Genomic DNA, 12,000 nt, shown 5'->3' on the forward strand with positions numbered 1-12,000 from the left:
CAAGGTCTCTTTTTTTATGCGAAAAAATAAAGATGAGAAATTAATAAGAGGAAGTTAATTAAAATACGATAGCCAATTAGCTATCGCATAAGTAACACTAACTTTTAAAAAAGAAGTGTTACTTTATAATTAACGAGTTGATGAGAGCTTTAACATAATCTGCAAGTTCACGTTGTTTAATTCCACCGAATCCTAAAATAAATTTAGGATACTCTGAAGGGATATCATCATAGTTATATATTTCGAGTTTTAATTTGTTATTCTTAGCCTTGTCTAAGCATTGCTGTGTAGTGAGACCATTCAGAACTGTTAAATTAAAATGCATCCCAGTAAGTGCTCCTTCAATTTGCAATTGGTCTTTATATTTTTCGAGATGGTGCAATATATAATTTAATTTGTCTCTATAAATTTTCCTCATTTTATTTAAATGTCTTTCAAAGCTACCACTTGCCATAAATTGTGCAACCATATGTTGAATGTGCACAGGTACAGTATTACCTTCTTTTAATTTTCTTTGTTTATATTTTGATAATATTTCTTTTGGTAAAACAATATATGCAATTCTACAGCTAGGATAGAGTGATTTTGAAAATGTACTTATATAAACAACTTTTCCTTTAGTATCTAAACTTTGTAGAGCTGGTATAGGTTTACCAAAGTACCTGAACTCTGAATCATAATCATCTTCAATAATGTAACGTTGTTCATCTTGTTGTGCCCATTGAATAAGTTGGGTTCTCTTTTTTAAATTGGTGACATGACCAGTAGGAAATTGATGTGAAGGTGTAATATATAAAATATTATATTTTGATTCTAAGATAGGGCGAACTTGTATGCCATTTTTTTCAACAGGAACTTGTAAATAGTTCATATTCTTTTTGTCTAAGACATGTTTGATCGGAGGATAACTCGGTTTCTCGATGATAAACTTTTCTTGATTAAGTAAATTAGTAATCATATCGAGGAGTTGGCTAGTAGAAGAACCAATGACTATTTGATTAGGGTGACATGTTACGCCTCTACTATTAAATAAATAATGTGCAATTTGTTGACGTAATACGAACTCTCCTTGAATTTCGCCTCTTTGTAATAGTGATAAGTGATCTTCTTCAAAGACGTCTTTTGCGTATTTTCTAAATATATGCATAGGAAAATTTTCAGAGTCGATTTCAGCTAAGTTGAAGGCGAATTTGAATTGCGAGTTTTCATTACTTTCATTATGCATCTCTAAATGATCATTATTAGGATAAGTTTCTCTATTGATAACTGGCAATGATTCAATATCTGATACATAGTATCCAGATCTCGGCTTAGAGTATATAAATCCTTCATCTAATAACAGTTGATAAGCGTGTTCAATAGTTGTATGACTCATTGACAAATGTTCGCTTAATTGTCTTTTCGAAGGAAACTTATCATTGGAATGGTATTGACCTTCGATAATTTGATTTTTTAACTTTTCATAAAGAGATAAGTAAAGTGGTTGTGATGATTTCATAAATCTGACCCCTATTATTATGGATAAATTGAACCTTTTTAAATATCAGTTTATCTCTTAAAATGAATTTAATCAATAAGTAAAGGGGTAATAACATGTCAAAAATCGTAGGCTCAGAAAGAGTAAAAAGAGGAATGGCTGAAATGCAAAAAGGTGGCGTTATTATGGACGTCGTAAATGCAGAACAAGCTAAAATTGCTGAAGAAGCTGGTGCTGTTGCAGTAATGGCTTTAGAACGCGTTCCATCAGACATCCGAGCAGCAGGTGGCGTGGCACGTATGGCTAATCCTAAAATTGTAGAGGAAGTAATGAATGCTGTGTCTATACCTGTTATGGCTAAAGCCCGTATAGGACATATTACTGAAGCTAGAGTATTAGAATCAATGGGTGTTGATTATATCGATGAATCTGAAGTATTAACTCCAGCTGATGAAGAGTATCACTTAAGAAAAGATCAATTTACAGTGCCTTTCGTTTGTGGTTGCCGTAATTTAGGTGAAGCTGCACGACGTATTGGAGAAGGTGCTGCAATGTTACGCACGAAAGGTGAACCTGGAACAGGCAATATCGTAGAAGCTGTACGTCACATGAGACGCGTTAATGCTGAAGTTAGTCGTCTAACAGTAATAAATGATGATGAAATTATGACTTTCGCTAAAGATTTGGGAGCACCTTTTGAAGTATTAAAACAAATTAAAGATAATGGACGTTTACCAGTAGTAAACTTTGCAGCAGGTGGCGTAGCAACACCTCAAGATGCTGCTTTAATGATGGAATTAGGTGCTGATGGTGTATTTGTTGGTTCTGGTATTTTTAAATCAGAAGATCCTGAAAAATTTGCTAAAGCAATTGTTCAAGCAACGACTCATTATCAAGATTATGAATTAATTGGAAAATTGGCTAGTGAACTTGGTACAGCGATGAAAGGTTTAGATATCAACCAAATTTCTTTAGAAGAACGTATGCAAGAGCGTGGATGGTAATTTATGAAAATAGGTGTATTAGCATTACAAGGTGCAGTTCGTGAACACATTCGTCACATAGAATTAAGTGGTCATGAAGGTGTTGCAGTAAAAAGAGTTGAACAACTTGAAGATATTGCTGGTTTGATTTTGCCAGGTGGTGAATCTACAACACTAAGAAGATTAATGGACTTATATGGCTTTAAAGAAGCGTTACAGCAATCTGATTTACCAATGTTTGGAACATGTGCGGGATTAATCGTACTTGCAAAAGATGTCGAAGGTGAATCTGGCTATTTGAAAAAGTTGGATATTACAGTCGAACGTAATTCATTTGGTCGTCAAGTTGATAGTTTTGAATCGGAACTTAATATAAAAGGTGTTGCTGAAGATATTGAAGGTATATTCATACGCGCACCACATATTGCTCAAGTTGAGAAAGGTGTAGACATTCTTAGCCGAGTAGGAGATAAGATTGTTGCGGTTAAACAAGGTAAATATCTTGGTGTCTCTTTCCATCCTGAACTCACCGACGATTATCGTGTAACTGAATACTTCATTAACCATATGATAAAGAATAATTAATTAATCTTTTGATAAACGGTCATCTTAAAGGTGGCCGTTTTTAATTTTTCGGAAAATGAATTTCAAAAGCAAATGTAAGCTCATAAAAATAAAAAACGCAAGAGCAACTTTCCTAAGTTACTCTCGCGATTGATTAAATAAAGAATCCTGCAATTGCTGCAGAAATAAATGATACTAATGTTGCACCGAACAATAGTTTTAATCCAAATCGTGCTACAATATCACCTTTTTTATCATTTAGTGATTTAATCGCACCGGAAATAATACCTATTGAACTGAAATTAGCAAATGATACTAAGAATACTGAAGTGACACCTTTAGCATGCTCAGATAAACCATGTGTTTTACCGAGTGCTTGCATAGCAACGAATTCATTTGATAATAATTTTGTCGCCATAATTGAACCTGACTGCACAGCATCATGCCAAGGAACACCAGTTAGGAATGCGAATGGTGCAAAGACAAAACCGATTAACGTTTGGAAATTCCAATCCAATGTTCCACCTGATAATAGACTAAAGATTCCGCTTACTACACCATTAAGTAAAGCAATAAGAGCAATATAACCAATTAACATTGCACCGACAATCACTGCTACTTTGAAACCATCTAAAATATATTCACCAAGCATTTCGAAGAATGATTGATTTTTAGTTTCACTTTCATCGACTAATAATTTATCATCTTCTTCATTCACTTTATACGGATTGATAATAGACGCGATGATGAAACCACCAAATAAGTTAAGTACCACAGCTGTTACAACATATTTAGGTTCTATTAATGTGAAGTAGGCTCCAATAATTGAAGCAGATACTGTCGACATTGCAGATGCAGTTAATGTATACAAACGTTGTTTAGGTATGTATGGCAATTGTTGTTTTAATGAGATAAATACCTCTGATTGTCCTAAAATTGCTGCTGCTACAGCATTGTAAGATTCTAAACGTCCCATGCCATTAATTTTAGAAATTAAAAAACCTAAAATGTTAATTATAAGCGGTAAAATTCTTGTATATTGTAAAATACCGATAAGCGCTGAGATAAACACGATAGGTAACAATACATTAAAGAAGAATGGAGGGTTTTTTGGATCTAATTTAAAACCACCGAATACGAAATTGACACCCTCAGCAGCTTGCTTTAATAAATAACTGAAACCATACGAAATACCACCAATAACTGTGATACCTATATTTGTTTTTAATAAAACAAATGCAAATATCAATTGAATTACTAAGAGTAATCCGACATATTTCCAACGGATATTTTTTCTATCTGAACTAAATAAAAATGCGAGTGCTAAAAAGAATATAATTCCTATAATCCCAATCAAAATATGCATGTTTTTCATTCCTTTAAATTTTTCTATTCTCTATCATACAATAAAATGAACGCGCTAACATCATAAAATTTAAATTTTAAAAATCAAATTGGTTGAAAAAGGTCAAAGGTGGTCATATAATAAAGTCAAAGAAGGTCAAAAAGAGGTGATATCCATGCATAACATGTCTGACATCATAGAACAATACATTAAACATTTATTCGAGGAAACAAATGAAGATGTGGTCGAAATACAACGCGCTAATATTGCACAACGCTTCGATTGTGTTCCTTCTCAATTAAATTATGTTATTAAAACACGCTTCACAAATGAACATGGTTATGAAATAGAAAGTAAACGGGGTGGCGGAGGCTACATCCGAATCACTAAAATTGAAAATAAAGATGCATCAGGTTATATTAATCACTTACTTCAATTGATAGGGCCTTCTATTTCTCAACAACAAGCGTATTATGTCATAGATGGTTTACTAGATAAAGGTCTAATTAACCAAAGAGAAGCTAAAATGATCCAAGCAGTTATAGATAGAGAGACATTAAAAATGGATGTGGTCGCAAGAGATATTATACGCGCTAATATTTTAAAACGATTGCTTCCAGTTATAAACTATTATTAATGAAGTGAGGTGTCTGAACGTGCTTTGTGAAAACTGTCATTTAAATGAAGCAGAAGTAAAATTAACAGTTAAAAGTAAAGACGGTACTCACGAAAAATGGGTATGCTCAATATGTGCTCAAGGTGATAATCCATGGCAACAATCTCATGAGGATACTTCTTACCATATGCATCAGGATGATATAGAGGAAGCTTTTGTAGTTAAACAGATTTTACAACATCTTGCTACGAAACATGGTATTAATTTTCAAGAAATGGCGTTCAAAGAGGAAAAGCAATGCCCAACATGTCAAATGACTTTAAAAGATATTGCGCACGTTGGTAAATTCGGTTGCGCGAATTGTTACGCAACTTTTAAAGAAGACATTATCGATATTGTTAGACGTGTACAGGGAGGCCGTTTTGAACATGTAGGTAAAACGCCTCAATCTTCATATAAGAAACTTGCAATTAAAAAGCAAATCGAAGAAAAAACAAAATATCTAAACAAATTAATTGAAGAACAAAATTTCGAGGAAGCGGCTGTTGTACGTGATGAAATTAAAGCATTAAAAGATGAGAGTGAGGTGTCTCGTAATGAGTGACATTCATACTAATATAAGTGAATGGATGAAGATGACAGAAGAGGCACCTGTAGTTATTTCTTCTCGTATTAGATTAGCAAGAAATCTAGAAAATCACGTCCATCCTTTGATGTTTCCTTCTGAACAAGAGGGTTTTCGAGTTATCAACGAAGTTCAAGATGCGCTTCCAAACTTAAAGTTACAACGTTTAGACACTATGGATCAACAAAGTAAAATGAAATTAGTTGCGAAACATCTTGTCAGTCCAGAACTTATCAAACAGCCAGCATCCGCGGTGCTGTTAAATGAAGATGAATCCTTAAGTGTAATGATTAACGAAGAAGATCATATTCGAATTCAAGCGTTAGGAACAGATTTATCGTTGCGTGAATTATATCAAAGGGCTTCAAATATTGATGATGAGTTGGATAGTGATTTAGATATAAGTTATGACGAACACTTAGGTTATTTAACAACGTGTCCAACTAATATAGGCACTGGAATGCGCGCAAGTGTCATGCTACATTTACCAGGACTTTCTATTATGAAGAGAATGAATCGTATCGCTCAAACGATTAACCGTTTTGGATTTACGATTCGAGGTATTTATGGAGAAGGTTCACAAGTATATGGACATATTTATCAAGTTTCAAACCAACTTACTTTAGGGAAAACTGAATCCGACATCATTGATAACTTAACTGAAGTAGTTAATCAAATTATCAATGAAGAAAAGCAAATCAGAGAAAGACTTGATAAACATAATCCTGTAGAGACACTTGATAGAGTTTATCGCTCACTAGGGATTTTACAAAATAGTAGAATCATATCAATGGAAGAAGCATCATTTCGCTTGAGTGAAGTTAAGCTCGGCATTGATTTAAACTATATTTCGCTTGAAGATTTTAAATTTAATGAATTAATGGTAGCTATTCAATCGCCATTTTTAATAGATGAAGATGATGATAAAACAGTAAATGAAAAAAGAGCTGATTTATTAAGGAAACATATAAAATAGGAGGTATTTTATATATGCTATTTGGTAGATTAACAGAACGTGCACAACGCGTACTAGCGCACGCACAAGAAGAAGCAATTCGCTTGAACCATTCAAATATTGGAACGGAACATCTTTTATTAGGTTTAATGAAAGAACCTGAAGGTATCGCTGCCAAAGTGTTAGAAAGCTTTAATATCACTGAAGATAAAGTTATTGAAGAAGTTGAAAAGTTAATTGGCCATGGTCAAGAACAAATGGGCACTTTACATTACACACCTAGAGCTAAAAAAGTTATTGAGCTTTCAATGGATGAAGCGAGAAAACTACATCATAACTTCGTGGGAACAGAACATATTCTTCTAGGCTTAATTCGTGAAAATGAAGGTGTCGCAGCACGTGTCTTTGCCAATTTAGATTTAAATATTACAAAAGCACGCGCGCAAGTAGTAAAAGCTTTAGGTAGTCCAGAAATGAGTAATAAAAATGCTCAAGCAAATAAATCAAATAACACTCCAACATTAGATAGTTTAGCTAGAGACTTAACAGTTATTGCTAAAGATGGCACTTTAGATCCTGTAGTTGGAAGAGATAAAGAAATTACTCGTGTGATTGAAGTGCTCAGCCGTCGTACTAAAAATAACCCAGTACTTATCGGTGAGCCTGGTGTGGGTAAAACTGCTATAGCTGAAGGTTTAGCACAAGCAATCGTTAATAATGAAGTCCCAGAAACTCTAAAAGATAAACGCGTGATGTCACTCGATATGGGAACTGTCGTTGCTGGTACAAAATACCGAGGTGAATTTGAAGAACGCTTGAAAAAAGTAATGGAAGAAATTCATCAAGCAGGTAATGTCATTTTATTTATAGATGAGTTACACACATTAGTTGGTGCTGGTGGTGCGGAAGGTGCAATTGACGCTTCTAATATTCTTAAACCAGCATTAGCTAGAGGAGAGTTACAATGTATTGGTGCTACAACATTAGATGAATATCGTAAAAATATTGAGAAAGACGCTGCGTTAGAACGTCGTTTCCAACCTGTTCAAGTTGATGAACCAACAGTTGAAGATACGATTGAAATCTTAAAAGGATTACGTGATCGCTATGAAGCTCATCATAGAATTAATATATCTGATGAGGCTTTAGAAGCTGCGGCAAAATTAAGTAATCGTTATGTATCAGATCGTTTCTTACCAGACAAAGCGATTGACCTTATTGATGAAGCAAGTTCTAAGGTTAGATTGAAAAGTCATACAACTCCTAACAATCTAAAAGAGATTGAACAAGAAATTGAAAATGTAAAAAATGAAAAAGATGCTGCCGTTCACGCACAAGAATTTGAAAATGCAGCAAACTTAAGAGACAAACAATCTAAGCTTGAAAAACAATATGAAGAAGCTAAAAACGAATGGAAAAACTCTCAAGGTGGTGTAAGTACAGCTTTATCTGAAGAAGATATTGCTGAAGTTATCGCAGGATGGACAGGTATTCCATTAACTAAAATTAATGAAACTGAATCAGATCGCTTACTCAACCTTGAAGATACACTTCATAACCGAGTTATCGGTCAAAATGACGCTGTTAATTCAATTAGTAAAGCTGTAAGACGTGCTCGCGCTGGATTAAAAGATCCTAAACGTCCAATCGGTAGTTTTATCTTCTTAGGTCCTACAGGTGTAGGTAAAACAGAATTAGCTCGTGCATTAGCTGAATCTATGTTTGGTGAAGATGATGCTATGATTCGTGTTGATATGAGTGAATTTATGGAGAAACATGCTGTGAGTCGTTTAGTTGGAGCACCTCCAGGCTACGTAGGTCATGATGATGGTGGTCAATTAACTGAAAAAGTTAGACGCAAACCTTACTCAGTTATTTTATTTGATGAAATTGAAAAAGCCCATCCTGACGTATTTAATATCTTGCTACAAGTATTAGACGATGGTCATCTAACTGATACAAAAGGTCGTACTGTAGATTTCCGTAACACAGTCATTATTATGACATCAAATGTTGGTGCGCAAGAATTACAAGACCAACGATTTGCAGGATTTGGCGGTGCTTCAGAGGGTAATGACTACGAAACAATTCGCAAAACAATGATGAAAGAACTCAAAAATTCATTCCGTCCTGAATTCTTAAACCGTGTGGATGATATCATCGTATTCCATAAACTATCTAAAGAAGAATTGAAAGAAATTGTTACTATGATGGTTAAGAAACTTACTGATCGATTATCTGAACAAAACATCAATATTTCTGTAACTGATAAAGCTAAAGAAAAAATCGCAGAAGAAGGTTACGATCCAGAATACGGTGCTAGACCATTAATTAGAGCCATCCAAAAAACTGTAGAAGATAATCTTAGTGAATTAATTTTAGATGGTAATCAAATTGAAGGTAAAGAAGTCACAATCGATCATGATGGCGATGAATTCAAATATGACATCCATGAAAAGTCAGATGATAAAGAAACCACTGAAGCTTAATTGATTATTGCTAATATATTGAATAACTAAAGTAATGTTTGCTATTTGCATCATTAATAAATGACATCTCTCGCTGTTTGAGGGATGTCATTTTTTTACATATTTTTCAATTTGTTTAAAACTGATGATGGGATATTCATTTTCCGGAAAATAAAAAACAATACACTAGCGATTATACAAAATTGCAGAAATTAAAATACACAAAAATAAAATTATTTATAAAAAATCATAGTTTAATAACCACATAAAAATAGACTATATCATAATCATTTACATTTAATTTGTCATAATCAAAATGTCAGTTTAAAATAGATTTGTTCATAATAATTTGGAGGTGCAGAAGTGGCCAAGAAAAAAGTAATATTTGAGTGTATGGCATGTGGCTATCAATCTCCTAAATGGATGGGGAAATGTCCAAACTGTGGTGCATGGAACCAGATGGAAGAAATTGTAGAGAAAGCTGCAAACCCTAAACATGGAGTGAAATCTAAAGAAGCGGCAGGAAAAGTTCAAAAATTGGATAATGTTAAACATGAATCTACCCCTAGAATTCTAACGGATTCTAAAGAATTTAACAGAGTCCTTGGTGGAGGGATTGTCAGTGGATCACTCGTACTTATAGGTGGCGATCCTGGTATAGGAAAGTCTACGTTGCTTCTTCAAATATGTGCGGCATTATCTCAAAATAAGAATGTCTTATATATTACAGGTGAGGAATCTATCAATCAGACTAAACTACGTGCCGACCGCTTAGAAGAAGATTCTAGTCAACTCAATGTATTAGCAGAGACTGATTTAGAAGTCATTCATCAAACAGTTAAGGATGAACGTCCAGATTTACTTGTAGTAGATTCAATTCAAACTATTTATCATCCTGAAATCAGTTCTGCACCGGGTTCTGTATCTCAAGTAAGAGAAAGTACCCAAAGTCTAATGAATATCGCAAAGCAAATGGATATCGCAACGTTCATCGTCGGTCATGTTACGAAAGAAGGACAAATTGCCGGTCCAAGATTACTTGAACATATGGTGGATACCGTGCTTTACTTTGAAGGTGATGAACATCATGCTTATCGAATTTTACGTGCGGTTAAAAACCGTTTTGGCTCCACGAATGAGATGGGTATTTTCGAAATGAAGCAAAGTGGTTTGAAAGGTGTCTTAAATCCGTCTGAAATGTTCTTAGAAGAACGTTCTACAAACGTGCCAGGTTCAACAATTGTACCGACTATGGAAGGTACAAGACCATTATTAATAGAGGTCCAAGCGTTAGTCACACCGACCACTTTCAACAATCCAAGACGTATGGCTACGGGCATAGATCATAATCGATTAAGTTTGCTTATGGCAGTTTTAGAGAAGAAGGAGAATTATTTACTTCAACAACAAGATGCTTATATCAAAGTTGCTGGTGGTGTGAAATTAACAGAACCAGCCGTTGACTTAAGTATTATTGTTGCGACAGCTTCAAGCTTTAAGGATAAAGCGGTAGACGGTTTAGATTGCTTTGTTGGAGAGGTTGGTCTAACAGGTGAAGTTCGACGTGTGTCACGCATTGAACAACGCGTGCAAGAGGCGGCTAAACTTGGATTCAAACGAGCGATTATACCTCAAACTAATATTGGTGGGTGGACTTTCCCGGAAGGTATTCAAGTCATAGGAGTGTCTTCTGTGCATGAGGCTTTAAAATATGCGCTTCATTCTTCATAATCCTCCCTCATAGTAGGTAGTGAGTTTTAAGATTTAAACGCATATAGTTTTTTAATTTAGTTTTCACAAATTTCATTATAATTATGTTAAATAAGTTATTTACATACAATGAATAGACAGCCATGAGAGGAGGATAAGATTGAATATCATTAGATTAATGGTGGTAATTATTTATATCATTATCGGTGCTGCACTAGGGATTATCATCATCCCAGAAGTAGTATCTGATTTAGGGATTAACACTTACCCAATTATCACTAATCATTACATAGATGGATTAATAGGAATCATATTGTTCTTCATTATATTTGGATTTTTCTTAAAAAAGGTCACATACGCTTTTAAAGAACTAGAACAAATTATAATGCGCCGCAGTGCGGTTGAAATCTTGTTCGCAACAATTGGCTTGATTATTGGATTATTTATTTCTGTGATGGTTTCTTTCATCTTAGAACTAATAGGAAATTCAATGCTCAACCATTTTATCCCAATTATAATAACAATTATTTTATGTTATCTCGGATTCCAATTTGGTTTAAAGAAACGTGATGAGATGTTAATGTTTTTGCCTGAAAATATGGCACGCTCAATGTCCTACAACACACGTAAAGCAATCCCTAAAATCATCGATACAAGCGCAATTATTGATGGGCGTATATTAGATATTATTCGTTGTGGATTTATTGATGGAGATATTCTTATCCCTCAAGGTGTTATAAATGAATTACAAGTCGTAGCTGATGCGAATGATAGTGTTAAAAGAGAAAAGGGTCAGCGTGGATTAGACATTCTTAATCAACTTTATGATTTAGACTATCCTACTCGAGTCATAAATCCAACGAAATCTCATAATGATATTGATACTTTATTAATCAAATTAGCACAACATTACCACGCTCACGTTATTACAACGGATTTTAATTTAAATAAAGTGTGTCATGTCCAAGGCATTATGGCACTTAATGTTAATGATTTATCTGAAGCTATTAAGCCTAACGTACATCAAGGTGACCACCTCAATATCCTTTTAACTAAAATGGGGAAAGAGCCTGGTCAAGGCGTTGGGTATTTAGATGATGGCACAATGGTCGTTGTTGATAACGCTAAGAAATTAGTGGGCCAACATGTTAACTTAGAAGTCATCAGTTTACTACAAACTTCATCTGGTAGAATCGTTTTTGCGAAACATGTCGATGACAATAGTTCTGATCTTGAAAATTAATTCTAAAAAGAGGT

Annotated in this window: 10 protein-coding genes; 8 read left to right on the forward strand and 2 right to left on the reverse strand. The window is 34.3% G+C overall.

What is annotated here, in order from left to right; genetic code table 11:
* Positions 1 to 118: 118 nt before the first annotated feature.
* Positions 119 to 1,498, reverse strand: coding sequence for a MocR-like pyridoxine biosynthesis transcription factor PdxR (pdxR, locus tag CM54_RS00005; protein ID WP_037548117.1), 1,380 nt, complete (start codon positions 1,496 to 1,498; stop codon positions 119 to 121).
* A 95-nt stretch (positions 1,499 to 1,593) separates the two neighbouring features.
* Between pdxR and pdxS the strand changes: the two genes are divergently transcribed.
* Complete coding sequence (gene pdxS, locus CM54_RS00010) at positions 1,594 to 2,481, forward strand: pyridoxal 5'-phosphate synthase lyase subunit PdxS (protein ID WP_037548119.1); 888 nt, start codon at positions 1,594 to 1,596, stop codon at positions 2,479 to 2,481.
* 3 nt (positions 2,482 to 2,484) lie between these two features.
* Positions 2,485 to 3,045: a pyridoxal 5'-phosphate synthase glutaminase subunit PdxT gene (gene pdxT, locus CM54_RS00015; protein ID WP_037548121.1), complete on the forward strand. Its 561-nt coding sequence runs from the start codon at positions 2,485 to 2,487 to the stop codon at positions 3,043 to 3,045.
* Positions 3,046 to 3,178: 133 nt separating this feature from the next.
* Here pdxT and CM54_RS00020 read toward each other — a convergent pair whose 3' ends face one another.
* The gene (locus CM54_RS00020; RefSeq protein WP_023350799.1) at positions 3,179 to 4,390 is read right to left on the reverse strand and encodes a NupC/NupG family nucleoside CNT transporter; all 1,212 of its coding nucleotides are present in this window, start codon (positions 4,388 to 4,390) and stop codon (positions 3,179 to 3,181) included.
* A gap of 154 nt (positions 4,391 to 4,544) precedes the next feature.
* Here CM54_RS00020 and CM54_RS00025 point away from each other — a divergent pair, with 154 nt between their 5' ends.
* From CM54_RS00025 to CM54_RS00050, 6 genes are all read left to right on the forward strand, one after another.
* Positions 4,545 to 5,006 carry a CtsR family transcriptional regulator gene (locus CM54_RS00025; protein ID WP_002433457.1) on the forward strand — a complete coding sequence of 154 codons (462 nt, stop codon included), beginning with the start codon at positions 4,545 to 4,547 and terminating at the stop codon, positions 5,004 to 5,006.
* Positions 5,007 to 5,025: 19 nt separating this feature from the next.
* Positions 5,026 to 5,589 carry a UvrB/UvrC motif-containing protein gene (locus CM54_RS00030; protein WP_037548126.1) on the forward strand — a complete coding sequence of 188 codons (564 nt, stop codon included), beginning with the start codon at positions 5,026 to 5,028 and terminating at the stop codon, positions 5,587 to 5,589.
* Complete coding sequence (locus tag CM54_RS00035; protein ID WP_002433454.1) at positions 5,582 to 6,586, forward strand: protein arginine kinase; 1,005 nt, start codon at positions 5,582 to 5,584, stop codon at positions 6,584 to 6,586. The genes CM54_RS00030 and CM54_RS00035 overlap by 8 nt, the downstream gene beginning before the upstream one ends.
* Before the next feature lie 14 nt (positions 6,587 to 6,600).
* Positions 6,601 to 9,054 carry an ATP-dependent Clp protease ATP-binding subunit gene (locus CM54_RS00040; protein ID WP_002433302.1) on the forward strand — a complete coding sequence of 818 codons (2,454 nt, stop codon included), beginning with the start codon at positions 6,601 to 6,603 and terminating at the stop codon, positions 9,052 to 9,054.
* Positions 9,055 to 9,396: 342 nt separating this feature from the next.
* Entirely contained in the window at positions 9,397 to 10,764 is a 1,368-nt protein-coding gene (gene radA, locus CM54_RS00045) for a DNA repair protein RadA (RefSeq protein ID WP_002433170.1), read from the forward strand.
* A gap of 157 nt (positions 10,765 to 10,921) precedes the next feature.
* Positions 10,922 to 11,986: a PIN/TRAM domain-containing protein gene (locus tag CM54_RS00050; protein WP_443027713.1), complete on the forward strand. Its 1,065-nt coding sequence runs from the start codon at positions 10,922 to 10,924 to the stop codon at positions 11,984 to 11,986.
* Positions 11,987 to 12,000 lie beyond the last annotated feature (14 nt).

Source organism: Staphylococcus sp. TE8, from assembly GCF_000692055.1.
Lineage (GTDB): Bacteria > Bacillota > Bacilli > Staphylococcales > Staphylococcaceae > Staphylococcus > Staphylococcus capitis.